General features: G+C 54.7%; 27 protein-coding genes and 2 tRNA genes. 16 read left to right on the top strand and 13 right to left on the bottom strand.

Features of this window, described 5'->3' with window-relative positions; genetic code table 11:
* The first annotated feature begins 642 nt into the window (after positions 1-642).
* From AAGF34_RS18880 to AAGF34_RS18890, 3 genes are all read left to right on the top strand, one after another.
* Positions 643-837, top strand: a complete 195-nt coding sequence (locus tag AAGF34_RS18880) for an efflux RND transporter permease subunit (RefSeq protein WP_342617254.1) — start codon at positions 643-645, stop codon at positions 835-837.
* A 508-nt stretch (positions 838-1,345) separates the two neighbouring features.
* On the top strand, positions 1,346-2,410 hold the full coding sequence (locus AAGF34_RS18885) for a hypothetical protein (RefSeq protein WP_342617255.1): 1,065 nt from the start codon (positions 1,346-1,348) through the stop codon (positions 2,408-2,410).
* A gap of 392 nt (positions 2,411-2,802) precedes the next feature.
* Positions 2,803-3,576, top strand: a complete 774-nt coding sequence (locus AAGF34_RS18890; protein ID WP_342617256.1) for a potassium channel family protein — start codon at positions 2,803-2,805, stop codon at positions 3,574-3,576.
* A gap of 416 nt (positions 3,577-3,992) precedes the next feature.
* On the opposite strand, the gene bamE is transcribed toward AAGF34_RS18890, so the two are convergent.
* The 3 genes from bamE to istA form a co-directional block, all read right to left on the bottom strand.
* Complete coding sequence (bamE, locus tag AAGF34_RS18895) at positions 3,993-4,367, bottom strand: outer membrane protein assembly factor BamE (protein ID WP_342617257.1); 375 nt, start codon at positions 4,365-4,367, stop codon at positions 3,993-3,995.
* Positions 4,368-4,580: 213 nt separating this feature from the next.
* Complete coding sequence (istB, locus tag AAGF34_RS18900; protein ID WP_342617258.1) at positions 4,581-5,396, bottom strand: IS21-like element helper ATPase IstB; 816 nt, start codon at positions 5,394-5,396, stop codon at positions 4,581-4,583.
* A complete protein-coding gene (gene istA, locus AAGF34_RS18905) occupies positions 5,389-6,912 on the bottom strand; it encodes an IS21 family transposase (protein ID WP_342617259.1) in 1,524 nt (507 codons plus the stop codon). Before istA ends, istB begins: the two co-directional genes overlap by 8 nt.
* Before the next feature lie 224 nt (positions 6,913-7,136).
* Here istA and AAGF34_RS18910 point away from each other — a divergent pair, with 224 nt between their 5' ends.
* Together AAGF34_RS18910 and ppa are read left to right on the top strand one after the other, a co-directional pair.
* Positions 7,137-7,406 (top strand): helix-turn-helix transcriptional regulator, encoded by a 270-nt coding sequence (locus AAGF34_RS18910; protein WP_342617260.1) that lies wholly within the window; start codon positions 7,137-7,139, stop codon positions 7,404-7,406.
* Between the two features lie 40 nt (positions 7,407-7,446).
* Complete coding sequence (gene ppa, locus AAGF34_RS18915) at positions 7,447-7,983, top strand: inorganic diphosphatase (RefSeq protein ID WP_342617261.1); 537 nt, start codon at positions 7,447-7,449, stop codon at positions 7,981-7,983.
* Between the two features lie 30 nt (positions 7,984-8,013).
* Here the strand turns inward: ppa and AAGF34_RS18920 are convergent, their stop codons facing one another.
* Positions 8,014-9,195, bottom strand: coding sequence for a GNAT family N-acetyltransferase (locus tag AAGF34_RS18920; RefSeq protein WP_342617262.1), 1,182 nt, complete (start codon positions 9,193-9,195; stop codon positions 8,014-8,016).
* A 62-nt stretch (positions 9,196-9,257) separates the two neighbouring features.
* Between AAGF34_RS18920 and AAGF34_RS18925 the strand changes: the two genes are divergently transcribed.
* Both AAGF34_RS18925 and AAGF34_RS18930 read left to right on the top strand, forming a co-directional pair.
* Positions 9,258-10,934 (top strand): NAD+ synthase, encoded by a 1,677-nt coding sequence (locus AAGF34_RS18925; RefSeq protein ID WP_342617263.1) that lies wholly within the window; start codon positions 9,258-9,260, stop codon positions 10,932-10,934.
* Between the two features lie 22 nt (positions 10,935-10,956).
* Positions 10,957-11,295: a P-II family nitrogen regulator gene (locus AAGF34_RS18930; RefSeq protein WP_342617264.1), complete on the top strand. Its 339-nt coding sequence runs from the start codon at positions 10,957-10,959 to the stop codon at positions 11,293-11,295.
* Between the two features lie 27 nt (positions 11,296-11,322).
* Here the strand turns inward: AAGF34_RS18930 and AAGF34_RS18935 are convergent, their stop codons facing one another.
* From AAGF34_RS18935 to AAGF34_RS18960, 6 genes are read right to left on the bottom strand one after another with little or no spacing between them, the layout of a single operon-like run.
* Entirely contained in the window at positions 11,323-11,910 is a 588-nt protein-coding gene (locus tag AAGF34_RS18935; RefSeq protein ID WP_342617265.1) for a TIGR00730 family Rossman fold protein, read from the bottom strand.
* Positions 11,907-12,302 carry a diacylglycerol kinase gene (locus tag AAGF34_RS18940; RefSeq protein WP_342617266.1) on the bottom strand — a complete coding sequence of 132 codons (396 nt, stop codon included), beginning with the start codon at positions 12,300-12,302 and terminating at the stop codon, positions 11,907-11,909. The genes AAGF34_RS18935 and AAGF34_RS18940 overlap by 4 nt, the downstream gene beginning before the upstream one ends.
* A 13-nt stretch (positions 12,303-12,315) precedes the next feature.
* Positions 12,316-12,771, bottom strand: coding sequence for an RDD family protein (locus tag AAGF34_RS18945; protein WP_342621136.1), 456 nt, complete (start codon positions 12,769-12,771; stop codon positions 12,316-12,318).
* Positions 12,772-12,794: 23 nt separating this feature from the next.
* A complete protein-coding gene (locus tag AAGF34_RS18950; protein WP_342617267.1) occupies positions 12,795-13,520 on the bottom strand; it encodes a DUF3106 domain-containing protein in 726 nt (241 codons plus the stop codon).
* A complete protein-coding gene (locus AAGF34_RS18955) occupies positions 13,501-13,935 on the bottom strand; it encodes a DUF3619 family protein (protein ID WP_342617268.1) in 435 nt (144 codons plus the stop codon). The genes AAGF34_RS18950 and AAGF34_RS18955 overlap by 20 nt, the downstream gene beginning before the upstream one ends.
* Positions 13,932-14,498 carry an RNA polymerase sigma factor gene (locus tag AAGF34_RS18960; RefSeq protein WP_342617269.1) on the bottom strand — a complete coding sequence of 189 codons (567 nt, stop codon included), beginning with the start codon at positions 14,496-14,498 and terminating at the stop codon, positions 13,932-13,934. Before AAGF34_RS18960 ends, AAGF34_RS18955 begins: the two co-directional genes overlap by 4 nt.
* A gap of 245 nt (positions 14,499-14,743) precedes the next feature.
* Between AAGF34_RS18960 and AAGF34_RS18965 the strand changes: the two genes are divergently transcribed.
* From AAGF34_RS18965 to AAGF34_RS18990, 6 genes are all read left to right on the top strand, one after another.
* A complete protein-coding gene (locus AAGF34_RS18965; protein WP_342617270.1) occupies positions 14,744-16,525 on the top strand; it encodes an acetolactate synthase 3 catalytic subunit in 1,782 nt (593 codons plus the stop codon).
* A gap of 99 nt (positions 16,526-16,624) precedes the next feature.
* The gene (gene ilvN, locus AAGF34_RS18970) at positions 16,625-17,116 is read left to right on the top strand and encodes an acetolactate synthase small subunit (protein WP_342617271.1); all 492 of its coding nucleotides are present in this window, start codon (positions 16,625-16,627) and stop codon (positions 17,114-17,116) included.
* 22 nt (positions 17,117-17,138) lie between these two features.
* On the top strand, positions 17,139-18,155 hold the full coding sequence (gene ilvC / locus AAGF34_RS18975) for a ketol-acid reductoisomerase (protein WP_342617272.1): 1,017 nt from the start codon (positions 17,139-17,141) through the stop codon (positions 18,153-18,155).
* Positions 18,156-18,316: 161 nt separating this feature from the next.
* On the top strand, positions 18,317-19,129 hold the full coding sequence (gene pssA, locus AAGF34_RS18980) for a CDP-diacylglycerol--serine O-phosphatidyltransferase (RefSeq protein ID WP_342617273.1): 813 nt from the start codon (positions 18,317-18,319) through the stop codon (positions 19,127-19,129).
* A 25-nt stretch (positions 19,130-19,154) separates the two neighbouring features.
* On the top strand, positions 19,155-20,693 hold the full coding sequence (locus tag AAGF34_RS18985) for a 2-isopropylmalate synthase (protein WP_342617274.1): 1,539 nt from the start codon (positions 19,155-19,157) through the stop codon (positions 20,691-20,693).
* A 191-nt stretch (positions 20,694-20,884) separates the two neighbouring features.
* Complete coding sequence (locus tag AAGF34_RS18990; protein WP_342621137.1) at positions 20,885-21,847, top strand: serine hydrolase; 963 nt, start codon at positions 20,885-20,887, stop codon at positions 21,845-21,847.
* Between the two features lie 27 nt (positions 21,848-21,874).
* Here the strand turns inward: AAGF34_RS18990 and AAGF34_RS18995 are convergent, their stop codons facing one another.
* The 3 genes from AAGF34_RS18995 to aat are packed head-to-tail and all read right to left on the bottom strand — an operon-like array spanning position 21,875 to position 24,188.
* A complete protein-coding gene (locus tag AAGF34_RS18995; RefSeq protein ID WP_342617275.1) occupies positions 21,875-22,663 on the bottom strand; it encodes an IclR family transcriptional regulator in 789 nt (262 codons plus the stop codon).
* A 9-nt stretch (positions 22,664-22,672) separates the two neighbouring features.
* Positions 22,673-23,431 (bottom strand): arginyltransferase, encoded by a 759-nt coding sequence (locus AAGF34_RS19000; RefSeq protein ID WP_342617276.1) that lies wholly within the window; start codon positions 23,429-23,431, stop codon positions 22,673-22,675.
* A gap of 10 nt (positions 23,432-23,441) precedes the next feature.
* On the bottom strand, positions 23,442-24,188 hold the full coding sequence (gene aat / locus AAGF34_RS19005) for a leucyl/phenylalanyl-tRNA--protein transferase (RefSeq protein ID WP_342617277.1): 747 nt from the start codon (positions 24,186-24,188) through the stop codon (positions 23,442-23,444).
* Between the two features lie 82 nt (positions 24,189-24,270).
* On the opposite strand from aat, the gene AAGF34_RS19010 reads away from it, so the two are divergent.
* From AAGF34_RS19010 to AAGF34_RS19020, 3 genes are all read left to right on the top strand, one after another.
* Positions 24,271-24,347 (top strand) — tRNA-Pro (locus AAGF34_RS19010).
* Positions 24,348-24,729: 382 nt separating this feature from the next.
* Positions 24,730-25,965, top strand: a complete 1,236-nt coding sequence (locus AAGF34_RS19015; RefSeq protein WP_342617278.1) for a hypothetical protein — start codon at positions 24,730-24,732, stop codon at positions 25,963-25,965.
* An 85-nt stretch (positions 25,966-26,050) separates the two neighbouring features.
* Positions 26,051-26,127: transfer RNA gene (locus AAGF34_RS19020), tRNA-Arg, on the top strand.
* Positions 26,128-26,165: the final 38 nt, after the last annotated feature.

Genomic DNA, 26,165 nt, shown 5'->3' on the forward strand with positions numbered 1-26,165 from the left:
ACGCCCGTTAGGTACAGGTGAAAATCAAACCAGTTTGAGCCGAAAATCATTCGCGTAGGTGGGACAAAGACTTTTTCCCTGTGGGCAAAAATACAGTGTTAGCCTACTTCCGTAAAGCCGCGATAGCGGACATTCTCAGTTACGTTCAAATTTTGGCTTGTGAAGGGTAAATCTCGACCTTTTTATGCACCGAAGAAACATCCTTATCGCTGTCGGCACATCCACCGCACTGCCCATGCTTGCGGTAACGTCTGTCCTCATTGTTGGGCCGCAAAAACTCTGTGACGCCGTAGATGGGAAGTGGGGTGGCTCAGTTACCAGCGCCTGCACAACACGCTTATGCTTCAAGTTAGGCGACTGCGGGAAGTGGGCATACCCCTCGGCGCGATGCTCGCGACTCAAGCTCGGCGATGGTCGTGCAGAGGTGTATTTCCAGCTTGGCAATCCTGATGAAGTCTTTGCTGAAGGCGCAAGATGGGAAGCTGGCAAGGACTCTGCGGAACTGATAGTCGCTACGTTCCGCGAAGAGCGACTGATAAACCTCTCGTGCCCGTCAAATTAATGGCATTCATCAGTCCCCTAGAGTCGGCGACAATGCCGCGATAGCTGACTTTGAGTAACCGTGTTCAGTACGATACCCACATGACCAACCATATCTTAGGTTCACTCCCACTGGCAATAGGAAGTGGCGCAGGTGCTGAACTCAGAGCTCCGGTCGGTATTGCGCTAGTAGGCGGCTTGTTGATTTCACAGGTATTGACGTTGTTAACCACGCTTGTTATCTACACCTATCTGGATCAGGTCACCAATCGTAAGCTAAACCGTCAGTCCCCCTAGGAATTGCCTCAATATTGGGCTGTTTTGACGACGTCTGTATGCGCTGCGTTCAATCAATCAAGGCGCCCTTGCAAGATCATGAAATTAGTCCCCGCGCGACTTCGGTTTATTCGTGGGAGCACACGCGAGACCGAAGCACCAATTCATTTTGCAAAGAGTCCGCAACCGCATACCTGCGTAGGCAATCACTACCGATAGAACGAGTAGTCCATGCTGCATTGCAGCATACACATGTGGAAAACCACACTAGGCACAGAAATATCAGAGTCGCACACTGCGCTCCACTCAACTCTAGGAGACGACAGAAAGTTGGTAGTTGCCACTTACTTTGACTTAGTCGCGGTGAATTCCACAGAAGAAACTCCGTGAAGCATCCGGACCAAGTGCCCTTTCATTGTGGAAGCATCTGGAACCGGCGAATTCAGCACCCTGGATCGCAACAGACGTGACTTGTCTGATTGACTAGCGAATGTGATAAATCTATTAAATTGAATTGGAGACTCGTTTCATGAAAAAACTTACATTGGTCCTGGCTACTGCACTCAGTGCCGCCACCGCAATGGCCTACGACGGCCTGCATCTGATATCCAGTGTCACCTTTCCAAGTTCCAATGCCGCTTGGGACTATGTGTCTTTTGATGCAGTCAACAAGCACGTGTTTCTCGGCCACCGCAAGGACGGATTGCAGGTGTATGACCCCGCAACGCAAAAGATCATCAAGGTTGTAGGTGATACGGCCACCCATAGCGCAAATGGAGCGGCCATCGCTCCCGAGTTTGATCTGGGAATATCCAACAATGAAGACGGAACTTACACACCATTCAAGTTGTCCACCTTGGAAGCGGGTGCATCTATAAAGATTGCCGAAGGCGTCGACACTAGCCATTACGATACTGCAACCAAGCGCTTTGTGTTCAATACTGAGCCTGACGAGAAAGGGACTCATCTGCTTGTGATGGATGCGGCGACCCAAAAACTCGTTGGTGAAATTCTGGTGCCATCCAAGAAGGCTGAAGGAGCTGAGGCGGACGGGGCAGGAGCCTACTATATCGTCGGACAAGACCGCGACGAGATGTACGTGCTAGACACGAAGGGATTGAAGTTGCTAAATACCTGGAATCTCGCTGCATTTTGCGGTAAGCCCACTGGAGTCGCAACCGATGCGGTTAACCACCGAGTGTTCGTTTCGTGCCGTGGACGTGAACCCGTAAAGCCTTCTTTTGTGGTGCTGGATTCCACCAATGGAGCCAAAGTGTATTCCGTGGAAATCGGTGGAGGAACGGACAGTCTTATCTATGATGCGCCTACCAAACGCCTGTATAGTGCAAACGGTGTCCATGCCAATCTGAGTGTTATTGAACAAGTGGATGCCAATAACTACAAGGTAGTGGAACATCTCGGAACGGAAGCTTGGGTGCGCACAATGGCTATGGATCATTCAACAGGCCGGCTTTACGCGCAGACCGCAAGTGGCGCTTCCGATGCATCGAAGAAGATATTGACCGCTGTCTCGCCTTATTACATCAATACGATCTTTCCAAACACTTACCGTGTTCTAACCTACGGCAAATAAAGGGATCTCTCAATAGGAAAGGCCGTATCTCGGTGAATTCCGAGATGCGGCCTTATGCATTCTAGGTGTTCAGGTTCGTCAGATTCAGCTTTAGGCGTGTTCAAGTCATCTCTTCTAAATTGTTTGGAAATTTGATGAAGGCACTACCCGTGGTGAATCGCCGTTCTTTTTCTGGGTGGAAGTAATTGCGGCTACCGCAGTAGCATTCATGGGTGCTTTCAAATTTATCCAAAGCTTTTGATTCAGTACGCTATGCTGCGAAAGCGGTCAATCAGATTGGGCCTTCAAATACAGAAAAACTACACCGTACGAGTAACGAGTGCGATTTCACCAAGCTTCTGGGGTAAAACCCTCAAAGAGCAGGCCTTGATCTAAAGAGAAAAAAACACACTATGCAAAAAGGCGGAAAGCTTCCTGTTTTAGTTCGAGGTTACTGCGGCACGTGTCATAAAGAGTTTGGCGCCGCGAACCCTGACTACTTCGGGTACCGAATCGAATGCGGCGAAGGTCATCTCGCTCAAATAATCGCAGCGGGCGAGACATCGTCGTGGTGGCTTCGACAAGAAGCGCGATTGCTTCGCTGGCAGACACAATACTCCCCATTTGCGGTAATCCGTAAAATATTCAACCACATCTCTGCCGGTCACTTCATACTGATTTGTTTCATTGTTTTGGCTCTTGCATTGGTGCTAGAAGACATTGGACTGACCGCGCGCCCGCTTACAGTCTCTCGCTTCGCGTTCGGCACGCTCATAGTTTGGCGTTTTGCAGATCTGTTCCTCAGCAACACATCCATCAATTTCACTACGAGATTTTTCCAAAGTCCGTTGCGCAGTGTTGTCTTTTCAGTAGCTGCCTATCTTCAGCTTGCTCTCTGCTATGCATACTTCTACAGCGTACTGCACACATTTGAGATCATTGGAATAAAGGATAACGTCCCGTTCAGCACGGACGAAGCCGTGTATTACAGCTTCGGGACTATATTGACCGTGGGCTATGGCAGTCTGGCTCCGGCCACCAAGCTTGGCAAAGCAATTGTCATCTCGGAGCTTCTTGCTGGCCTGTACTTTGTTGTAATCATCATTGCTCAAGTTGCTTCATTGAACTCACAATCAAAGGCCGAAAACGGCGTGTTTTCTTGGGGCGAATTAAAAAGCAATGAGTGACAACGGTAAGATGAAGTTTTGTAGACTTTGCCCTATTTGGGGGAACAATAAATGTCAAAACTGATTCAAAGCAGTCAGCGGCACTGGCAACATCGAACGACTCAACCGTAAGTTCGAGTGGGGCTGCAATTCTTGTAATAGCGCTCCTTCAATTTTGGCGTTGAGTTATATTTTGAGCGACCGGTATGGAGCGGAGCATCTGACCGCTTGCAGCCCAACGCAGGCGACTGCATTGCGGCGATCGCAGTCTCGCGGGGGGGTATTCTGGTGTCACGTGATACTGCTTCCTACGAGGCTGTCAACGTTACGGCTCTATTCATCGGTGGGGAACTACGAAAATCCCAAATGGACAACTTCCGCCGGACTGGGCGCGCAATCCCATCCAGACTCGATGAGGGCCTTGCGCTGTGCGGTCGCTATGGGATTGGGATGACGTCGGAGCGGGTCTTGTCGTTGCTTTCGTGCGCGTGGATAACGCGTTCAGTAACCGTGGCGACGTGACCAGTTTCGTCAAAATCCACGTCCACCACCGTACTGTAATTGTCTGAATAGGAGTCCAGGTCCGTCAGCCCGTACACCCATGTGGCCCCTGGCATGTTGCGAAAATTATATTTTCTTTGCGGCGAACCCAGCACCGAAAGTACTTCGTCTGCGCTCATGGAAGCGTGGACCTTGGTGGCTTTGGCCCGCGTGGTGACAAAACCATCAGCTGACCATGCCGAACCGGCAGCGGCGACGGCGAATAAAAGCAAGGCTGAAGTGGTGCGAAGTGGACGAATCAATGAAGACATATTGAGTACCCAATGGAAATGACAAAAGTTGATTTGAACCCCCCACACCATTGTGCGTATCTTGCGATAACCCTGTCGGCTTGGCGGGTCTTGCCGCGCTCGAACGCAATGTCTGTTGACGCCGATTGAATCTTGACAGTGAGTGCCAATCCAATTTTGATAGGGGGCTTGTAGTCCACAGTTAGTCTGCTGACTGTGGATAACTATAGCCCTTTACAGGTTTGTCACCTCCTGACTGGTATCAGATCTGCGGGACTGTTCCCTTGATTTGATCTTGCCCTTGGCTTCTTTAGAGCTGTGTCGGAAGCGGTATGACTCATTGCCTGTCTCGACGATGTGGCAGTGATGGGTAAGCCTATCAAGCAATGCGGTAGTCATCTTTGCATCCCCGAACACGGCAGACCATTCCGCAAACGTCAGGTTGGTGGTGATCAGAACGCTGGTGTGTTCATAGAGCTTGGACAGCAGATGGAACAGCAAGGCGCCGCCCGCTTGGCTGAATGGCAAGTACCCTAACTCATCCAGAATGACCAAGTCCATTCGCATCAAACTCATGGCTATGCGTCCCGGAATGCCCTTGGCTTTTTCATGCTCCAACGCATTGACCAGATCCACTGTCGAGTAGAACCGCACACGCTTTGAGTGGTGGGTCAAGCCAGAGATTCCCAGTGCGGTTGCGAGGTGAGTCTTCCCGGTGCCGGGTCCACCAATCAATACAACGTTCTGCGCGTCCTCTGTGAAGGTCAGGTCTGCCAGCTTCTTGATGAGCGCCTTGTCGACTTGCGATACGTCGAAGTCGAAGCCCGCGAGGTCCCGATGAATCGGGAAGCGTGCAGACTTCATCTGGTGGGCAATGGAGCGCATATGCCGGTCCACATCCTCTGCCTGGAGCAAATGCTCGACCAGCCAGCGTGAGCTCTGAATTGCTGAGCCACCATCTTGTTCCATGAGATCGGCCCAGGCAGTGGCCATACCATTCAACCTCAGGGCCTTGAGTTCGCTCTGAACGTTTCGTTCTGAATCATGCATGGAAGACTCCTTGATCATCGTTATGAGTTGGGCGCAGGCGGTCGTAGCGTGCGGTATCGGCTATAGGAAGGTGGGTCAATTGCAGAGCAGTCTGTGCATGCTCCGGCACCGGTGGTGCATTCAGCCGCGCCAGCACATTGCGTACGTGCTCGGCACTGACGCTTCCGTTGGGTGTGGCCCCTTCAAGCACCAGATCCACCGCCACCAGAACCGCGTCTAATCCGGCTTGTGGAACGGTGGCCAGCACCTGTGCCATCGTGCGGTCACCGCCGGGGTGTCGCAGCAGCGATTTGCGCAACCGCTGTAATGACGCAGGAAGATCCAGAAACGGTGCCCCGTTTCTCAATGCGCCGGGCTTGCGTTGCACCAATTCGATGTAGTGCTGCCAGTCGTATGTCGTCTGACCGCTGCCAGGTGTTCGGGCATGACTGGCGATGATAGTTTCCGCGCAGGCAACATCCACCCGGTTCGGATACAGCCGGGTGCTCACCAAGTGCCCCGCCCATTCGCATGGCACGGAGTAACGGTTGCGTGCCACCGCGACCAAGCAGGTGCTGCTGACCCGAGCAGGCTTCTCCACATAGCCATCAAAGAGCACTGGCATAGACATGAGATGGGGGCGCTCGAGCTCCAGCATTTCTGCCACGGTGAATTGCTTGTGGATGGGATGCACCGTATCCGCCCAGATGGAGTGGCATCGTTCTCCGAGCCAGGCGTTGAGTTCAGCGAATGACCCAAAGCGTCTGGTGCCAGCCTCAATCCAGATCCGCCTGCGGCTGTCCTGAACGTTCTTCTCCACCACGCCCTTCTCCCAGCCTGATGCCACATTGCAGAAGTCCGGATCAAACAGGTAATGACTGCACATGGCAGAGAAGCGTGCGTTGACGATGCGGCCCTTGCCCTTCTTGACCTTGTCAACCGCCGTCTTCATGTTGTCGTAGATGCCACGCCTGGCAATACCACCCAACGCATGGAATAATCGGGTGTGCGCGTCGAACAGCATCTCGTGACCCTGGCCAGGGTATGCCACCAGCCAGAAGGCACGACTGGCACATAGCTTCAGATGGGCCACCTGCATCTTGTAAAACACCCCACCAACCAGCAGCCCCTCCTCACTCCAATCGAACTGGAATGCCTCGCCGAGCTCGAAGCTCAGTGGAACAAAAGCCCTGGTGGGATCCTTGACACTTTCCTCTCGCCAAGCACGAATGAAGGCAGTAACTGCGCTGTAGCCGCCTCGGTATCCCTGAGCCTGAATCTGCGCAAACAGCGCCTTGCCGCTGCGCCGTGCGTGCTTGGCCCTATGCGCATCCGTACGCAGCGCTTGCACCAGCACCGGCTCAAACGGCGTGAGCTTGCCATCCGCCTGCTTGCGTTGGTACTTCGGCGTTGTATCGCCGGGGGCTTTGAGCCACTTCTTGACCGTGTTTCTGGCCAGTCCCGTCCTTCTGCAAATCTCTCCGTCAGAGAGTTGGTCGCGCAACTTCATGCGCCGCACCTTGCCAATCATGTCCATGGTGATCACCTTTTACATCCCTGCTGAAAGTTTCAGCAGAGCAGTGGAACACCCCTGTCAATTTTGGATCGGCACTCTCGGCTTCAGACTGTCAATTTTCGGTCAGCGGCAACAGTCCTGGGTTGCTTTGATGCATCAGTAGCCCCTATGCGGTACACTTGTTTTCAGATCACCTGAAATTCAGGTTTTCTGAAATGTACACCAAAATTCAGGAGTTCTGAAAAATGTTAATACCTGAGCTAATTACTGCGGCAAAGAAAACCAGCGGCCTCAAATACAACCAGATGGCCGAAGAGTTACACGTAACCCCTTCCACGTTCACCGCGTGGAAGAAGGGCGAATACAAGCCAAGCCCTAGCGAAATCGCCTATCTAGCAGAGAAGGCGCAGCTATCGGTTTTTGAAACAATTGCCGAAATTGAGGCGCAACAGCGCCCCGAACTGGCTGAACTCTGGAAGCGAGCTGTAAGACAGCTACGCCAAAATCAGGGTTAATCCCGACAGTTTTTGATTTTCATCATTAGAGAGAGCACCCATGTCCCTGGACAACGTCACCCCCGGTAAGAAAGCGCCTGAAGAGTTCAATGTGGTTATCGAAATCCCGATGAACGCCGATCCCGTGAAGTACGAGGTCGACAAGGCTACCGGAGCGATTTTTGTGGACCGTTTCATGAGCACGGCCATGCACTACCCGACCAATTACGGCTACGTACCTCGCACCATCTCCGGAGACGGTGATCCGGTGGACGTGCTGGTGATTACTCCGGTACCCCTGATCCCTGGCGTGGTGGTGACCTGCCGCGCTATTGGTATCCTGAAGATGGAAGATGAGGCCGGTCAGGACGGCAAGGTGCTGGCTGTTCCCACCAACAAGATACTGTCGCTGTACAGCCGTTGGGAAAAGCCTGAAGATCTGCAGCCTTTGCGTCTGAAGACAATCGCCCATTTCTTTGAACACTACAAAGACCTGGAAGAAGGCAAGTGGGTCAAGATCCTGGGTTGGGAAGGCCCTGAGTCTGCGCGCCAGGAAATTGCGGATGGCATTGCTAACTACAACAAGCTGCAAGCCTGATTGAACTAAAGGGCGCGTGCGACGCGCCCTTTAGCTCTTGCGGAACGGGTTGCGCGTTTCCAATTCTTCCATGTAGTTTTCGATTCCCTGGCCCTCACGTTCCAGGTAATTGGCTATGGCATTGCTGAATTCCGGATGCGCAATCCAGTGTGTGCTGCTGGTCTTTACCGGCAACAGTGCGCGGGCCATCTTGTGCTCTCCCTGCGCCCCACCTTCAAAGCGCTGGTATCCCTGTGTAATACACCATTGCAGCGGTTGGTAGTAGCAGGCCTCAAAATGCAGGCAATCCACGCGTTCAAGCGCTCCCCAGTAACGGCCATAAGCCACTTTGGCGAGAGGTTGATCGCCGTCTGGCACATTGCCTTGTTGACCCAGACCGATCAAGCTGCTGGCAATGGACCGGCCGTCTCGCTCGGCAATGAATAGCAGCCAGTTTTCCGGCATGACTTGGGCCATTTGCCTGAAGAACTCCGGTTTGAGATAGGGCGGGTTGCCATGCTCCAGGTAGGTTCGCTCGTAGCAACGATAGAAGAACGCCCAGTCCTCCGCGCTGATTTCGGCACCCGCTGCATGGCGAAATTGCACTCCCGCTTCTTGCACCTTTCGGCGCTCCTGGCGGATCTTCTTGCGTTTCTCCTGCGACAAGGAGGCCAGGAATGCGTCGAAGTCCAGGTAACCCTCCGCCGAATTCTCCCAATGGAATTGCACGGTATGGCGCAGTTGCATCTGCGCGTTTAGGCAGGCCTCGAAGTCGTCTTCAGTGCCAAACAGCAGATGCAAGGACGACAACTCCCACTGTTCGGCGAGTCCCACCAAGGCTTTTGCCAGGGCTGCACGCGCTGTGCTGTCACGGGCGAGAAGACGACTGCCGGGGACCGGTGTGAAAGGCACTGCCACCACTCCTTTGGGGTAGTAGGGCACACCGTGCTGCTGGTATGCCCGGGCCCAGGCCCAATCGAACACGTACTCGCCCATGGAATGGTCTTTGATGTACAGCACAGTTGCGGCTGCAAGCCCCTGCTCGTCTGAGAGCAGAATAAACCGAGGGTCCCAACCGGTGCGGGCGCAGGCACTGCCGCTGGTGTGCAAGGCACTCAGATAGGTGTGCCGCATGAAGGGAGTGGCGAATGGCTGCGAATCCAGCAGTGCGTCCCATGTGGTTGCGTCCACATCCAGAGGCGAAGTAACTACCTGAATGACATAATCATCCATACCGCGCTCCCGGCGCTGTTGGCGCATTTCCTGGGTGGCACTTATCAACGTACTGCAGCTTCATGACTCTCAAACTGTGCATAGCGCAACTGAACTTTTTCGTAGGTGATCTGGACGGTAACGTGCAGAAAATTGTGGATGCTGCAGAGCAGGCCTACGCGCAGGGCGCCCGGTTGTTGTTGACCCCTGAATTGTCACTGTGTGGCTACGCTGCGGAAGACCTTTTTCTGCGTCCTGCATTCATTCAAGCGTGTGATCATGCCCTGTTGACGTTGGCCTCGCGTCTGGCTGGGTTAAAAGGCATGGCCGTGGTGGTTGGACATCCGACTGGAGACGATGTGCGTACGCGTTCGCTAGCCACCCAGCATCGCTTCAATACGGCCAGCGTTTTGCGCGACGGGACGGTGATCGCCAGCTACAACAAGCGCGAGCTGCCGAATTACCAGGTTTTTGACGAGCGCCGATACTTCAGCCCCGGCGATGGTGTTTGCGTATTTGAGGCAGGAGAGGGCAGCGACACGGTACGCGTGGGTCTGCTGATTTGTGAAGATGCATGGTTTGAAGAGCCGGCGCGTCTGGCCAAGGAAGCTGGTGCGCAGTTGCTGGCCACGGTCAATGCGTCTCCATTTCATGTGGGCAAGGGCTATGAGCGCGAGGCCGTGATGGCGCAGCGCGTACGGTCGACCGGGTTGCCACTGGTGTATGCCCACCTGGTTGGAGGTCAGGATGAAGTGGTCTTTGAGGGGCACTCGTTTGCACTCAATGCTGATGCTTCTCTTGCCGGCAGGGCGTCCAGTTTCCGGGAGGAGCTGTTTGAATTGGACGTGCTCCGCGGTTCGACCGGTCTTTTGCTTTCCGCAAGGGTGGAGCCGGTGCGTGGCCCTGAAGAAGATCTGTGGGACGCCTTGGTTCTGGGCGTTCGCGACTACGTCGGCAAGAATGGTTTTCCTGGTGTGCTGCTGGGGCTGTCCGGTGGCATTGATTCTGCGCTGGTTCTTGCCGTAGCGGTAGATGCGTTGGGAGCCTCCAAGGTTCGCTCCATCATGATGCCGTCGCCTTATACGGCTGACATCAGCTGGCTGGATGCGCGTGAGATGGCAAAGCGCATGGGAGTGCGCTACGACGAGATATCCATCGTCCCTGAGTTTGAAGCCTTCAAGGCTTCGCTGGCCACCGAATTTGCGGGGCTGGCGCTCGACGCTACTGAAGAGAATATCCAGGCACGAATCCGTGGCACTTTGCTGATGGCCTTGAGCAACAAATTTGGCAGCATCGTGCTGACAACGGGCAACAAATCGGAGATGGCAACTGGTTATTGCACTTTGTACGGTGACATGGCCGGCGGTTTTGCGGTAATCAAGGATCTAGCAAAGACGCAAGTCTTCAAGCTGGCGCGCTGGCGCAATGCGCATGACCCCTATGGGACTTGCAGCAACCCGATTCCTGAGCGGATCATCATGCGGCCTCCCAGTGCGGAATTGCGGCCGGACCAAACGGATCAGGATAGCCTTCCTCCCTACGAGGTGCTGGACGCCATTCTGGAACGATACATGGAGAATGACCAGAGCATGGAATCCATCATCGCCGATGGGTTTGCCAAGGAAGATGTGGAGAAAGTTACCCGGCTCATCAAGATCAACGAATACAAGCGCCGACAAGCGCCTGTGGGTATTCGGGTTACACACCGCAGTTTTGGCAAGGATTGGCGTTATCCTATTACCAACCGTTTTCGGGCTTGAATTGAATTAATAGGGAATCGAGATGAAACAGATTACTGCCGTTGTAAAACCGTTTAAGTTGGAAGAAGTGCGCGAGGCTCTTGCCGGCTGTGGCGTAACCGGCTTGACCGTCACGGAAGTGAAGGGCTTTGGCCGCCAGAAGGGTCACACCGAGTTGTACCGTGGTGCCGAATATGTGGTGGACTTCCTGCCCAAGGTGAAAGTGGAAGTTGTAGTAAAAACTGAAGACGTGGATCGTTGCGTAGAAGCCATCGTCAAGGCAGCACGTACCGGCAAGATCGGCGACGGAAAGATTTTTGTGACATCCGTGGAGCGCGTGGTTCGTATCCGTACCGGTGAGCAGGACGACGCAGCGGTTTGACGCCTGTGTAGCTGCCTTGCGGGCAGCCTAGATCTGGTCCATGTTGTTCGTGGCGGATGTGCCAGCATGGCGTATCAGCTCAGCCAGGAGCTCCGAGAGGTTGCTGCCATGCCGGATCAGTCCCATTTGCCAATCTCCCATGAATTGGTTCTTGACGGCGGTCTGCAGGAACTTGAGCAGTCCATCGTAATAGCCTGCGGTATTGAGCAGGCCAATCGGCTTGTCGTGGTAACCCAGTTGACGCCAGGTCCAGACCTCGAAGAGTTCCTCGAAGGTGCCAATTCCCCCCGGAAGCGCCAGGAATGCGTCGGCGCGTTCAGCCATCATGCGCTTGCGATCATGCATGTTGTCCACGATGTGCAGTTCGGTGCAGCCGCGGTGGGCCCACTCTTTTTCCACCAGGGCCTTGGGAATGATCCCGACTACCCGTGCACCGGCTTCCAGCGCAGCATTGGCTACAGTACCCATCAGCCCGCCACTGCCTCCGCCATAAACCAGTTGTCCGCCTTGTCGGGCGATCCACTGGCCAACGGCTATGGCGGCCTGTTCATAGGCCGAATCGGTTCCCGGCCTGGAGCCGCAGTAGACGCACAGTGAAAATGTTGGACGGGTCATGTGATGTGATGGATAAATGCTGCAGACCATATGCCAATGCAAAGCAGCAAGCTGAGGAGGACGGCAGCACTGCCCATGTCTTTGGCGCGTTTGGACAGGTCATGCCATTCTGGGCCAATGCGGTCAATTGCGGTCTCCACTGCGGTGTTCAGCAGTTCAACGACCATGACTGCAATCACACTGCCTGCCAATGCAGCCACCTCGATCCAGCTTTGTCCCAGCCAAAAGGCCAGTGGCAGCAAGATGAAAGCCGCCAGCACCTCCTGCCGGAAGGCGGTCTCCCCCCAGCCAGCACGCAGACCCGCCATGGAATACCCAGTTGCGTGCCAGACGCGGTTGAGCCCTCGGCGGTCTTTTTGCGGATTTACGGGCGAGGATTCTTGAGAGGACATCTGGAGTTTGGAATTAACGGCTGAGTGGTTGCGAGCTTATCAGCCTCGTACCCGCCCATACGTCATGCCAGAACTGCCCCTGGGATTGGAACCTGCTGAGCAAGGCCCAAACCGCAATCCATCCCACTGCTATGACCCCGACCTCCGCTCCATTGAGTTGAAAGGGGGCTACCGCCATCAGCGGGGGGAGAAACCAGACCCAGCTAAGCACATATCGCAAGAGCGCCCGCTTTTGGGTTATGGCTTTTCCGTTCAGATCGACGACCCGGATATTCCAGGTCTTCATTGCCAATGTCTGACCTTTGGCCCAGAACCAGACGAAGTAGATACCAAATATGACAAACAGAAAGGCTTGCAGGGCATTTCTGTTGTCCATGGCATTGCGTGTCTGACTCAATGTACTGAATAGGTAGCCCGAAATGAAGACCACGCCGAAGAGCAGAATGCCTTCATACACCCAACATGCCATGCGGCGCCACAAATCCGGTGCCATCAGGGTTTGCTGGGAGAGTTGGCTTCAGTAGCTGTTGCCGAGTCGCGAGGGCGAGGCAGTGGCTCGGGCAAAAGCGTATTGCGGTTCAAGGGCCGTTGGGCCGCCACTGCAGCACGCTCCTGTTCCGGAGTGTGGCGAGTTACCGGAACGGGGGTCAGCTTTTCGTGTTCCACGGGCTTTACGGCTACCGCAGCACCCACTGGTTTGATCTTGGCACCTTCGGCCAGCTTCTGTCGCTCGCTAGGACTCAAGGCTTGGTAAGCCTCCCAATTTGCCGCACGGTCCGATTGATTGATAACCTTGCTGTGCGCGAAATTCAGTCGCGCAAGCTCACGATCCCTTGGGGACAGTGCTGCCCACTCCACCATGCGGCTGTGCATCTTTTCCTGCTCCTGCGTGCCAAGGCTTGCATAGGTCTTGACAATTGCCAGCCATTTGCGCTTTTGACCCTCGCTCAGGCCTGGCCAGGATTTCTCCAAAGGGGCGAGCGCAATCCGCTGGTTCTTGTCCAGTGACTCCCAAGTAGGCGGAGCGTTGACGGTGGGGGCAACTTTCAATGTGGTAGCAACGGACCCTGTAGCGGTCGTTTGGGCATGCAAAGAAGTCCCAATCAAGGCCAACAGCATGCCGCACGTGGCGATGGCCAACTGTGACCATTTGCATGAATTAAGCGTGTATTTTTCCCTGAAATGCATGAAGAATTGACTAATTGTTTTGCTGCGCACGCAAAAATTGCGCAAATCCGGGGTCCGTGTAGGCTGCTGGTGGTAGAACGTCCGTCAGCAATTCGGTATCGACCTCGGCAACTTCACGTGCACGCAACTCATCTTGCATGACGGCAATGGAAACCAAGCCAACAACCAGAGCCAACAGCGGCAACAAGGCTGCAACCCGGTCCCACCAACTGCCTTCGCCGCCACCAAGCTGCAAAACGGCCTCTCCGCCGGAGACAAGAACCTCCACTGCAGAAGCCTGGCTTCCGATCAATCTGCGTTTGGCAACAGCCTGCATTCGGGCGGCCCTGAGTCGCTCCGTTATATCGTGGGGAAGGGAATCCGTGCCTTCGGTCAAGCGTGCCGCAATCGCCTTGCCCAAAGCATCCGTACCGGCATGGGTATGTCGATTTTCCTGTGTATTCATAGTCTGATCCCCTTTGCCTTCAAAGCCTTGCCAAGCGCTGCAACCGCCCTGGAACAATGTGTTTTGACGCTGCCTTGTGAGCAACCCATCGCAGCTGCAGTTTCTGCGACGTCCATTTCCTCCCAGTAACGCATCAGAAAGGCTTCTCGTTGACGGCCTGGGAGCTGTTGTATTTCTGTTTCTATGCTACGCAAGGTCTGTGCCCGGTCTGTAAGGCTCTCTGCACTCTCTCCCAGGTCGTTCCCCGAGGATGCGTCCAGAGTTTCCAGCAAGTTGAAGTCATCGTCGTCTCCGGATGACTCGAAATCGCTCAAATTGGAAAAAAGTGCATTCTGGACCTTTTGCCGTCTGAACCAATCGAGGGTGCAATTAGAGAGGATGCGCTGAAACAGCATGGGCAGTTCGTCTACCGGTTTATGCCCGTAGTGTTCCGCCAGCTTCATCATGCTTTCCTGAACAATGTCCAAGGCTGACTCTTCGTTGCGTACGTGATAGACAGACCGTTTGAATGCGCGCTTTTCTACGCTTTTCAAAAATTCGGTGAGTTCGGATTCAGATGCCAAGACGAAAAATCCGCAGGAAAAAGGAAGAATTATCTCATTCCCGGCGCAGAAAATTTCCGATGGCGCTTCAAATTAGGTCGCGACGGTGTGATAATGCGCCTTGCTCATCAAAAGGCAAACGGGTCCCGGTCCGGCGCGTTATTCACTGCGCCCATGGCTTGGTCCTTAAGTCCCAACGCGACGCCAAAAGTGTTTGTGAAGGGGCACCCAAGGTTTTTCGTTAGAGAAATTCACAAAGGTTCATCATGGAAATTTCCAAAGCTGAAATCGCTTCTGCGGCCAATGCCGCTCAAAAATCCGGTTCAACTCCTGAACTTCGCGGTGCGGAGATTCTGGTCAAGGCATTGCAGGCCGAAAACGTCAAGTTCGTCTGGGGTTACCCCGGTGGAGCCGTTCTGCACATTTATGACGCTTTTTACAAGCAGGACACCATTCAGCACGTTTTGGTGCGGCATGAACAGGCGGCAGTCCATGCGGCCGACGGTTATGCCCGTGCCACGGGCGATGTAGGCGTAGCACTGGTCACATCTGGACCCGGTGTTACCAACGCGGTGACTGGCATCGCAACTGCGTACATGGACAGTATTCCGATGGTGATCATCAGTGGTCAAGTGCCAACGCACGCCATTGGTCTGGACGCATTTCAGGAGTGTGACACCGTGGGCATCACACGTCCGGTCGTCAAACACAACTTCCTGGTCAAGGATGCCAAGGATCTTGCAGAGACGCTGAAGAAGGCGTTCCACATCGCACGTAGCGGCCGACCTGGCCCGGTGGTTGTGGACATCCCGAAGGATGTCTCCTTCAAAAAGGTGCCGTACTCCGGTTACCCGACCAGCATCGAGATGCGTTCGTACAACCCGGTACGCAAGGGACACGGCGGACAGATCCGCAAGGCGCTGCAGCTGCTGTTGTCGGCCAAGCGTCCCTATATCTATACCGGCGGCGGTGTGTTGCTCAGCAACGCATCCGCTGAGTTGCGCACTCTGGTCGACATGCTCGGCTATCCCTGCACCAATACACTGATGGGGTTGGGAGCCTATCCGGCCAGTGACCGCAAGTTCCTTGGCATGCTGGGAATGCACGGCACGGTGGAAGCCAATAACGCCATGCAGAACTGCGACGTGTTGCTGGCGGTTGGCGCGCGATTTGATGACCGGGTTATCGGCAATCCCAAACACTTCGCGCAAAACGAGCGCAAGATCATCCATATCGATATCGATCCCTCCAGTATCTCCAAGCGGGTCCGGGTGGATATTCCAATCGTTGGTGATGTGAAAGACGTTCTTGGTGAGATGATCGCCATGATCAAGGAAAGCACAACCAAGCCGGATTCCGGCGCTTTGGCCGCTTGGTGGGACACCATTGAAGGCTGGCGCAAGCGCGATTGCCTGAAGTATGACCATGGCAAAGGCGATGTCATCAAACCCCAGTACGTGGTGGAAACGCTTTGGAATATGACCAAAGACGCTGATACCTACATCACCTCCGATGTGGGGCAGCATCAGATGTGGGCTGCACAGTACTACCGTTTTGATGAGCCACGCCGCTGGATCAACTCGGGTGGTCTGGGCACCATGGGCGTGGGCATTCCTTATGCCATGGGCATCAAGTTGGCCAAGCCGGACAGTGAAGTGTTCTGCATTACCGGCGAAGGCTCGGTGCAGATGTGCATCCAGGAGCTTTCGACCTGCTTGCAGTACAACACCCCGATCAAGATTTGCGCCCTCAATAACCGTTACCTCGGGATGGTGCGTCAGTGGCAGGAGGTGGAGTACGAAGGTCGCTACAGCCATAGCTACATGGACGCCTTGCCTAACTTTGTGAAGCTGGCAGAAGCCTATGGACACGTGGGCATGCTGATTGAGCGCCCTGAAGATGTGGAACCTGCGTTGCGGGAAGCCCGCAGGCTCAAGGACCGCACCGTGTTCATGGACTTCCGTACTGATCCCACCGAAAACGTATTCCCCATGGTGCAAGCCGGCAAGGGCATTACTGAAATGCTGCTCGGTTCGGAAGATCTCTAAGCCAACTCGTATCAACCTAACTTTGACGAATCTATTGCCCGCCAAGCCCTGACGTTACCGCGGCAGGGGGAGGGCGGCGAAAAGAGGAGTCTGCATCTTATGAAACACATCATTGCAGTTTTGCTGGAGAACGAGCCCGGTGCGCTCTCCCGCGTCGTCGGACTTTTTTCCGCACGGGGCTACAACATCGAGTCGCTGACCGTTGCGCCGACCGAGGATCCCAGTCTGTCCCGTATGACGATTCAAACCGCGGGTTCTGAAGACGTCATTGAGCAGATCACTAAACACTTGAATCGCTTGATCGAGGTAGTCAAAGTGGTCGATCTGACAGAGGGTGCCTACATCGAGCGCGAGCTTATGATGGTCAAAGTGCGCGCTGTGGGCAAGGAGCGTGAGGAAATGAAGCGCATGGCGGACATTTTCCGGGGGCGCATCATTGACGTCACCGAAAAAAGCTACACCATCGAACTGACGGGCGATCAGGCCAAGAACGATGCGTTCCTGGACGCGATTGAGCGTTCAGCCATTCTGGAAACCGTGCGTACTGGCTCCAGCGGAGTGGGTCGCGGTGAGCGCATTTTGCGCGTTTAAATTTTTACAACGGAGAGAAGAAATGAAGGTTTTTTACGACAAGGATTGTGATCTGAGCCTCATCAAGGGCAAGACGGTTGCCATTATTGGATACGGCAGCCAAGGTCACGCGCACGCGCAGAACTTGAACGACAGCGGCGTGAAGGTCGTGGTTGGTCTGCGTAAAGGCGGAGCTTCCTGGGACAAGGTTGGCAAAGCCGGTCTGAACGTGCTGGAAGTCAACGACGCAGTCAAAGCTGCTGACGTGGTCATGATTTTGTTGCCCGACGAGCAGATCGCCGAGGTTTACAACAACAACGTTGCACCTAACATCAAGCAAGGCGCCTCGTTGGCTTTTGCCCACGGCTTTAACGTGCACTACAACCAGGTCGTGCCCCGTGCTGATCTGGACGTGTGGATGGTGGCTCCCAAGGCCCCTGGCCACACTGTGCGCAATACCTACACCCAAGGTGGCGGCGTGCCACACCTGGTGGCTGTGCATCAGGATAAGTCTGGCAAGGCCCGTGACCTCGCTCTGAGCTATGCCATGGCCAACGGTGGCGGCAAGGCTGGCATCATCGAAACCAACTTCAAGGAAGAGACCGAGACCGATCTGTTCGGTGAGCAGGCTGTTCTGTGTGGCGGTGCCGTGGAACTGGTGAAGATGGGTTACGAGACCCTGGTGGAAGCTGGATATGCGCCTGAAATGGCCTACTTTGAGTGCCTGCACGAACTCAAGCTGATCGTGGACCTGATCTATGAAGGCGGCATCGCCAACATGAACTACTCCATCTCCAACAATGCGGAGTATGGTGAGTACGTGACAGGCCCCGAAGTCATCAACGCCCAAAGCCGTGAAGCCATGCGCAACGCGCTCAAGCGCATCCAGACGGGTGAGTACGCCAAGATGTTCATTCTGGAAGGCCGCACCGGCTATCCCAGCATGACCGCTCGCCGCCGCCTGACTGCGGAACACCAGATCGAAGTGGTGGGCTCCAAGCTGCGCGCCATGATGCCCTGGATTGCCAAGAACAAGCTGGTCGACCAGACCCGCAACTGATCTTTGCATCAACAGCAAAAAAGGCCACTTCGGTGGCCTTTTTCCATGGTGCATGCGCGGCCTGCGACAATGCACTCTGCGCTTACACTGGCGTGCTGGCACAGCCGCTGTGTGCTGTGCGTCGACTCTCGATGGTTGTTGAAAAAAGGTCAGGAATTTATATGCAAGATGGAAGCGATTCCGCCAACCAGGACGGCGAAGCCGCGCCTGTTCGCAAGCCCCGCAAGGGCATCTATATTCTTCCCAATTTATTTACGCTGGCGGCTTTGTTCGGTGGCTTCTACGCCATCGTGATGGCCATGAATGCTCGCTATAACATGGCCGCAGTGGGTGTCTTTTGCGCCATGGTGTTGGACAGTCTGGATGGCCGCGTGGCGCGCATGACCAATACCCAAAGCGCATTCGGTGAACAGATGGACTCCCTGTCGGACATGGTGTCTTTCGGGGCTGCACCAGCGCTGATTTCCTACGAATGGGCTCTGCGCGGGCTGGGTCGCTGGGGCTGGTTCGCCGCATTTGTTTATTGCGCCTGTGCCGCTTTACGCCTGGCACGTTTCAATGTGAACACAGGGGTCGTAGACAAGCGCTACTTTCAAGGCCTGCCATCACCGGCCGCAGCAGCACTCGTGGCGGGCTTCATCTGGTTGACCACGGATCTGGGAATCAAAGGCGAAGAGCTGATGTGGCCCACCTTCTTTGTGGCTCTGTATGCCGGACTCACCATGGTCACCAATGTTCCCTTTTACAGTTTCAAGGACCTCAGCATGAAACGCAGCGTGCCGTTTGCGGTGATTGTTGCCGTGGCCTTGGTCATTGCCGTTGTGAACCTGGATCCGCCCAAGGTGATATTCGGGTTGTTTGTGTTGTACGGCCTGAGCGGATATGTGGTGTACGGTGTGCGCAAGGCGCGTGGTTTGCAGACCAGCGTGATCAGCACGTCAACGGATGAGCCGGATGAGCGCGGCTTACATTAACTGAAGAATTGAGGAGAACAAAAATATGGCCGACAAACTGATTATTTTCGACACCACCTTGCGCGACGGAGAGCAATCTCCTGGCGCATCCATGACACGGGACGAAAAGCTGCGCATTGCGCGCCAATTGGAGCGTCTGAAGGTGGATGTGATCGAAGCGGGCTTTGCAGCCAGTTCCAACGGCGATTTTGAAGCCGTGCAATTGATTGCCAATACCATTCAGGACTCCACAGTGTGCTCCTTGTCACGTGCCAACGATAGGGACATCTCGCGTGCGGCAGAAGCCCTGAAGGGCGCCAAGCAGGCTCGCATCCACACCTTTATTGCGACATCTGCGCTCCACATGGAGAAGAAGCTGCGTATGACACCGGAGCAGGTGTTGGAGCAGGCCAAGCAAGCGGTACGCTTTGCCCGCAATCTGGTCGCTGACATCGAATTCAGTCCCGAGGACGGGTACCGCAGTGATCCGGACTTCTTGTGTCGCGTGCTGGAAGCGGTGATTGATGAAGGTGCCACGACCATCAACGTGCCGGACACAGTCGGCTACGCCATTCCTGAGCTGTATGGCAACTTCATCAAGAATCTGCGCGAGCGCATCCCCAATTCGGACAAAGCCATCTGGTCGGTGCATTGCCACAACGACCTGGGCATGGCCGTGGCGAACTCGTTGGCTGGCGTGAAGATTGGTGGTGCCCGGCAAGTGGAATGCACCATCAATGGTTTGGGCGAGCGTGCCGGCAACTGCAGCCTGGAAGAAATTGTGATGGCCGTGAAGACACGCAGGGACTACTTCGGTCTGGAGTTGGGCATAGATACCCGCCATATCCTGGCGGCCAGCCGGATGGTCAGCCAGACAACCGGGTTCGTAGTCCAACCGAACAAGGCCGTGGTGGGGGCAAACGCCTTTGCGCACGCGTCCGGTATTCACCAGGATGGCGTCCTCAAGGCACGTGATACCTACGAGATCATGCGTGCAGAGGATGTGGGCTGGACCGCCAACAAAATCATTCTGGGCAAGCTCAGCGGCCGCAACGCCTTCAAGCAGCGGTTGCAGGAGCTGGGGGTGCAGATGGAGAGCGAGGCCGAAGTCAATGCGGCATTTGCGCGCTTCAAGGAACTTGCCGACCGCAAGAGCGAAATATTCGATGAAGACATTCTTGCCTTGATCAGCGAGGAAAACGTTCTGCACGACAAGGAAAAGTACGTGTTTGTGTCGTTGTCGCAGCACAGCGAGACTGGTGAGCGCCCCCACGCCAGCATCGTATTCACCGTGGACGGCAAGGAGGTCAAAGGCGAATCGGATGGCAATGGGCCGGTCGACGCATCCCTCAAGGCGATCGAGTCGCATGTCCAAAGCGGCGCGGAAATGATCCTGTATTCGGTGAATGCCATCAGTGGTTCAACCGAAAGTCAGGGCGAAGTCACGGTGCGCCTGCAAAACAGTGGTCGAGTGGTCAACGGCGTGGGCGCCGACCCCGATATCGTGGTGGCGTCGGCGAAAGCCTATCTGAGCGCGTTGAACAAGCTTCAGAGCAAGTCGGACCGGGTTGCAGCGCAAGGGTAAACATCTTCTGGCCCTGTTTTTCTTGAAGTTTGTCGTGCAAGTACTTGATCTTGCATAAGTTTCTTGATTACACTTGTCATCACCAGTGCGCGTGATGCCGACTTTGTGCCCTGATTTGCCCCGCTGAACGATTGGAATCCACTGTGAATCAAAATAAATTGAAGATTGCTCTGTTGGCTTTGGTTGGATGGATGGCAGTAATGCCGTTGGCAGCCAATGCCGTTCAGGCCTCCGACAGTGTGAAACGTCCGGTCAAGAAGCATGCGGCGCGCCAGGTTGCTCGTAAAGCGGTAGATGTCGTCCCAAGTCAGCCATCGTTTGGTCAGCTCGCAGGATTGCACGGTGAGCGCGACCCACTGGCGCTCAAATCCAGTGTCGCCCTTGTTGTTGATCAGGACACCAAGGAGGTGTTGTTCAGCAAGAATGAGCAGGCGGTTTTGCCAATCGCGTCCATTACCAAGCTGATGACGGGTCTGTTGATCAGCGAGGCGCATTTGCCCATGGATGAGTCCATCACGATTACACAGGCTGATGTCGACACGGAAAAAGGTAGTCGTTCCAGATTGGCTGTTGGCACTGAGTTGAGCCGTGGTGAATTGCTGCATCTGGCGCTGATGTCCAGCGAGAACCGCGCCGCCCACGCACTGGGCCGGACCTATCCCGGCGGTTTGGCTCATTTTGTCGAGCTGATGAATGCCAGGGCGAAGAGCCTGGGCATGCAAGACACCAGCTATGCGGAACCTACGGGTCTGTCCAGCAAGAACCAATCCAGTGCCCGGGACTTGGCCACTTTGGTCAATTTTGCGTACGGCGATCCGACATTGCGTGAGCTCTCCACGTCAACTGGCTACCAAGTGGAAGTGGGGCGTCGCACGCTGCAGTTCAACAACACCAATCGTTTGGTGAAGAATCCTGCCTGGGACATAGGCATCCAGAAGACCGGTTTCATCAATGAAGCGGGACAGTGCCTTGTGATGCAGGCAAAGATTGCCGGACGCAAGCTCATCATGGTTTTCCTGGACTCCGCAGGAAAGCTGAGTCGTATTGCTGATGCTGAGCGCGTCAGACATTGGGTAGAAAACAGTCCAATACTGAGTCGTAAAAGCTCCCCCTTGGCCGCTCGTGTGGCTGACCAAAGGGTAATTTCAAATTAATCTCAAGGCTTGGTTTATTCCAAGCCCCTAGTGCGTGCCGCCAGGCTTGTTGCCCAATGCCTCCGAAATGAGGCGTGCAGTTTCCTTCAGCTTGGGTAACCATTCATCTTCCAGGCGACCAGAAGGTGCCGAAATCGATAGGCCGGCTATCAGCTTGTTCTGATCGTCGTAAATTCCGGCTGCCATGCAACGCACACCCAGCTCCAGTTCTTCGTTGTCGCTGGCCTGCCCATATTGGCGAACTTTGCTGAGCTCACGCTCGAGTGCTTCCAGGTTGGTAATGCTGTTCTTGGTGTTTCCGTGCAGTCCTGTTCTGGCGGCGTAGGCACGTATGCGCTGCGGGTCATCAGCGGCGAGGAAGAGCTTGCCGACCGAAGTCAGGTGCAGAGGCGCATGCCCTCCAATGGCGCGGACGACCTGCATCCCCGAGCGTTCGCTGTAAGCGCGCTCCACGTACACAATCTCATCGCCCTGGCGCATGCTCAGATTGACGGGCTGCTGGATCTGCTTGTGCAGTTCCCGCATCGGCGCAAGGGCGGCATCACGAACATTGAGTCTGCCCTTGACCAGATTGCCTAGCTCCAGCAGGCGCATGCCAAGGCGGTAGCTGCCCGGTTGCGGTCTGTCCACAAAACGACCTGTTGCCAGATCATTGAGAATTCGGTGCGCAGTAGATGGGTGCAAACCGGCCTTCTCACTGATCTCCTTGAGAGATACAGGTTCTTCCCGGGAAGCCAGTACGTCAATCAGCGTAAACATTCGCTCAATGACTTGCACTGTCGGGGCGCTGGGTAGGTCGGGGTCTTTTTTTGCCATGCTCAAGTATCAGGCCAATTCGCGCGTGGTCTGGTTCAGTACCTGCCATTTTCCGTCGATCAGAATTTCGCAGGGCGCAAAGCGTGCCTTGTAATCCATTTTGGCGCTGTTCTGAATCCAATATCCCAGGTAAACATGCTCCAGACCGAGGTCCCTGGCCTGCTGGATCTGCCATAGGACATTGTAAGTACCGAAACTGCCTCTTTCTTCTGGCTCGTAAAAGGTGTAGACCGCAGACAGACCATCGTCGAGGACGTCAAGAATGGAGACCATCTTCAGCGTACCCAGCGTGCCGTCAGGGCGCACGTCACGAAATTCGACCAATCGCGAGTTCACCCGGCTTTGCAGAAGGAACTGCGCATATTGATCCACACTGTCCTCGTCCATGCCACCACCCGCATGGCGGCTGTTTTGGTAGCGCAAGTACAAAGCGTAATGTTCATCATCGAACACTAGCTTCATGACGCGCACCGCCAGTCCCCCATGCTGATTCAAGGCCCTTCTTTGGCTTCGATTGGGCTTGAATCCGTGCACCGGCACGCGAAGCGGTGTGCAGGCACGGCACCCGTCGCAATAGGGCCTGTAAGTGAACACACCACTGCGACGGAAGCCGCGCCCCACCAATTCAGAATAGGTTGAGTTGTTGATCAGATGACTGGGCGTGGCAACCTGAGACCGGGCCATCCGTGCAGGCAGGTAGCTGCACTCATAAGGCGCGGTGGCATAGAACTGCAGCGTCTGAAGCGGAAGGTCCTTGAGATCGGTCACAGCGTCATCATCAGGTGTCCAGAATATGCTGCCAGTATAGGGCGTCAAACTTCCACTCAAGTGCTGGGTGCCGTGTGGCCTCCTGGACCTTTGCCACAAATTGGGAGCGCGGAATTTCCGCAGCGCCAAGTGACGCCAAATGTCCGGTATTTTGCTGACAGTCAATCGACTCCACCCCATTTTGAAGGCAAAAACCAACCAGCGCCGCCAACGCCATTTTGGAGGCGTCATTGCGATGGGCAAACATGGACTCGCCAAAAACGGCTTGGCCTATGGCCACACAGTAAAGGCCGCCCGCCAACTGGCCTTCAATCCAAGTTTCAACGCTGTGCGCGTAGCCGTGCATGTGCAGAGTTTGGTATGCATCCACCATTTCGGGGAGTATCCAGGTGCCGTTTTGGCCTCGTCTGCTTGCCAAAGCACAGTTGCTGATGACTTGATTGAATGCGGAATCGAAGCGGATTTCGCAGCCTGTGGAGGCCTGAAACTTTTTGATGGTTCTCTTGAGCGATCGGTGCAGCCGAAACTGGCCGGTTTGCAGCACCATGCGCGGATCAGGACTCCACCAAAGCGTCGGCTGACCTTCGCTGTACCAGGGAAATATGCCGTTCGAGTAGGCAGCAAGCAAATTGGGAACACTGAGCTGCCCACCCGCTGCCAGCAGGCCCGGGGCTTCAGTGTTTGCGGACCAAGCCCGTTCGACTACGGGAAACGCGTCGCTTTCTTCGAGCCAAGGGAGTCGGGGATGCAGGGGCATGGGATAGAACGGTGGTGAGGTAGTGAAAAATAATACGTTCTGCAAAGGACAGCAGCTGGGCTCAGGTTAGAATACCAGCTGTCGGGGCGTAGCGCAGCCTGGTAGCGCATCTGCTTTGGGAGCAGAGGGTCGCGAGTTCGAATCCCGCCGCCCCGACCATTATTTCCTCTTGTATTTCAACAACTAAGCGATTGTCTGCGTGTTCAGACAGTCGCTTTTTTGTTTTCCAGGGTTACAGGGCGATACGTCGTCATGGAGAATTGTGATTGGTTTCGCCTAATGAAACCCTCAAATCTCGTGTGTGCGTGTCCAGTTTCCACTGGACAGGCATCTACTCACTAAATGATCGGGCGAGCCAAATCTGAGATTGCAGTTTTCGGTGAATGCGCGTAAGTCTTCGTCGCAATCCATGTCTGCTTGGAGTTTTCGAACAAAAAGCAGCGAATACTACAGGTATTAGTCACGAAACGTGACGCGCTTGTGTCGTTTGGGTATAACAATTTGGATTTACAAAGATCGAGCGGCGCTGCCTAATGGCGTCATGAAACTCACAGAAGTCAAGCGCCAAACCGGGGGCGGCGTGATCAGAATCTCGTCCACGATTGTGTCCACTAGCGGTCAGCAGATGGAAATATGGGCGGAAGTTCCAACCACTTTGGAATCCAGCTTGTCCACGTCCGGGAATCCATGGTTACTGGTGATGCTGCCGATAGCTGCCTGTATTGGTGAGGACATTGAACTCGATTTGCCAGTAGATGATCTGTTGCGCGAGAACTTGGCCGGAGTACTGGCAACTTGGTGCCAGTGGTTTACGGATTTGAAGCCGGTCCGGATTACGGCGCCGCGCCTGACTGAAAAGCCCAACGGCAATAAGACGGCTTCCTTTTTCTCGGGCGGTGTCGATAGCTACTTCAACATCGGCCGCCGACTTGGGTTGCCTGATATGCCTGATGTTGGACGTACGGATGAGCTATTGACAGTATGGGGGTTTGACGTAGGAGTGTATGACTTGGCCGGTATTGAGCCGCTACGAACCATGTTGACTAGTGCCGCGGCCGATGTTGGGCTGCCTCATTACGTGGTACGAACCAACTTGCGAGAACACAATACTGCTTGGCGCCGACGCTGGGGACCACTAACACATGCTTGCGGATTGGCATTTATCAGCTTGCTATTGGAGAAGCGCTACTCTTCGGCGGTGTGGGGATCGACCAATCCTTATGGTCAGCTCTTTCCCTGGGGGTCGCATCCAATGGTTGATTCGTTGTTCAGCACATCAACTACGACTATGGTTCACGACGGTGCCGCATTCAACCGCGTGCAGAAAACCGAATTTGTAACTCGTTTGCCTCAGGGCATTGCTTCCCTTCATGTTTGTCAAGCCGAAGCAAAGCATAACTGCTCTAACTGTGAGAAATGCTTCAGAACTATGGTCACCATTGATGCATTGGGTCGACGCGACATTATGGGGGCTGCCTTCGATTGGTCAGAGTATTCTCTTGATAAAGTTTCTAGGATTCTGGCGATGACTAAGGGCGTACGTTCCGAGTATTTGGAAATCTTGGCCGCCGCCAGGGAGCTTGGTCGTGATGACGTTGCAGCAGCCGTTAGTGCTTCCTTACGTTTAAGCGCTGCGTTGCGACCAGTATTTTGGGTGACACAGGCACTCATTAATGTGCCTGTGGTATGGCGGCTCGCCAACGCCGTAGAAATCGCTATACGAACCCGCGTGGTGGCTCCCAAGTTTATAAAACACTCGACTTTTGTTCGGTCTTAACCGATTAGAGTCTAGTTGGCGCTTTTGTTTGACGCTCTTCTCAAGACTTGTATTGCGTGAACTCCGCGTAAAATCCCGAGCCAAACAGCCCGTAGCTCATCAGGATAGAGCACGAACCTTCTAAGTTCGGGGTAACTGGTTCGAGTCCAGTCGGGCTGGCCATTGGCTACTGCCTATGCTCTCTGTCACCTCCCAATGTG

Source organism: Rhodoferax sp. GW822-FHT02A01 (genome assembly GCF_038784515.1).
Taxonomy (GTDB): domain Bacteria; phylum Pseudomonadota; class Gammaproteobacteria; order Burkholderiales; family Burkholderiaceae_C; genus Allorhodoferax.

Coding starts and splice junctions, on each gene's coding strand:
- AAGF34_RS18880 (WP_342617254.1), top strand. CDS start 643: ATGACCAACCATATCTTAGGTTCACTCCCACTGGCAATAGGAAGTGGC.
- AAGF34_RS18885 (WP_342617255.1), top strand. CDS start 1,346: ATGAAAAAACTTACATTGGTCCTGGCTACTGCACTCAGTGCCGCCACC.
- AAGF34_RS18890 (WP_342617256.1), top strand. CDS start 2,803: ATGCAAAAAGGCGGAAAGCTTCCTGTTTTAGTTCGAGGTTACTGCGGC.
- bamE (WP_342617257.1), bottom strand. CDS start 4,367: ATGTCTTCATTGATTCGTCCACTTCGCACCACTTCAGCCTTGCTTTTA.
- istB (WP_342617258.1), bottom strand. CDS start 5,396: ATGCATGATTCAGAACGAAACGTTCAGAGCGAACTCAAGGCCCTGAGG.
- istA (WP_342617259.1), bottom strand. CDS start 6,912: ATGGACATGATTGGCAAGGTGCGGCGCATGAAGTTGCGCGACCAACTC.
- AAGF34_RS18910 (WP_342617260.1), top strand. CDS start 7,137: ATGTTAATACCTGAGCTAATTACTGCGGCAAAGAAAACCAGCGGCCTC.
- ppa (WP_342617261.1), top strand. CDS start 7,447: ATGTCCCTGGACAACGTCACCCCCGGTAAGAAAGCGCCTGAAGAGTTC.
- AAGF34_RS18920 (WP_342617262.1), bottom strand. CDS start 9,195: ATGGATGATTATGTCATTCAGGTAGTTACTTCGCCTCTGGATGTGGAC.
- AAGF34_RS18925 (WP_342617263.1), top strand. CDS start 9,258: ATGACTCTCAAACTGTGCATAGCGCAACTGAACTTTTTCGTAGGTGAT.
- AAGF34_RS18930 (WP_342617264.1), top strand. CDS start 10,957: ATGAAACAGATTACTGCCGTTGTAAAACCGTTTAAGTTGGAAGAAGTG.
- AAGF34_RS18935 (WP_342617265.1), bottom strand. CDS start 11,910: ATGACCCGTCCAACATTTTCACTGTGCGTCTACTGCGGCTCCAGGCCG.
- AAGF34_RS18940 (WP_342617266.1), bottom strand. CDS start 12,302: ATGTCCTCTCAAGAATCCTCGCCCGTAAATCCGCAAAAAGACCGCCGA.
- AAGF34_RS18945 (WP_342621136.1), bottom strand. CDS start 12,771: ATGGCATGTTGGGTGTATGAAGGCATTCTGCTCTTCGGCGTGGTCTTC.
- AAGF34_RS18955 (WP_342617268.1), bottom strand. CDS start 13,935: ATGAATACACAGGAAAATCGACATACCCATGCCGGTACGGATGCTTTG.
- AAGF34_RS18965 (WP_342617270.1), top strand. CDS start 14,744: ATGGAAATTTCCAAAGCTGAAATCGCTTCTGCGGCCAATGCCGCTCAA.
- ilvN (WP_342617271.1), top strand. CDS start 16,625: ATGAAACACATCATTGCAGTTTTGCTGGAGAACGAGCCCGGTGCGCTC.
- ilvC (WP_342617272.1), top strand. CDS start 17,139: ATGAAGGTTTTTTACGACAAGGATTGTGATCTGAGCCTCATCAAGGGC.
- pssA (WP_342617273.1), top strand. CDS start 18,317: ATGCAAGATGGAAGCGATTCCGCCAACCAGGACGGCGAAGCCGCGCCT.
- AAGF34_RS18985 (WP_342617274.1), top strand. CDS start 19,155: ATGGCCGACAAACTGATTATTTTCGACACCACCTTGCGCGACGGAGAG.
- AAGF34_RS18990 (WP_342621137.1), top strand. CDS start 20,885: ATGGCAGTAATGCCGTTGGCAGCCAATGCCGTTCAGGCCTCCGACAGT.
- AAGF34_RS18995 (WP_342617275.1), bottom strand. CDS start 22,663: ATGGCAAAAAAAGACCCCGACCTACCCAGCGCCCCGACAGTGCAAGTC.
- aat (WP_342617277.1), bottom strand. CDS start 24,188: ATGCCCCTGCATCCCCGACTCCCTTGGCTCGAAGAAAGCGACGCGTTT.
- AAGF34_RS19015 (WP_342617278.1), top strand. CDS start 24,730: ATGAAACTCACAGAAGTCAAGCGCCAAACCGGGGGCGGCGTGATCAGA.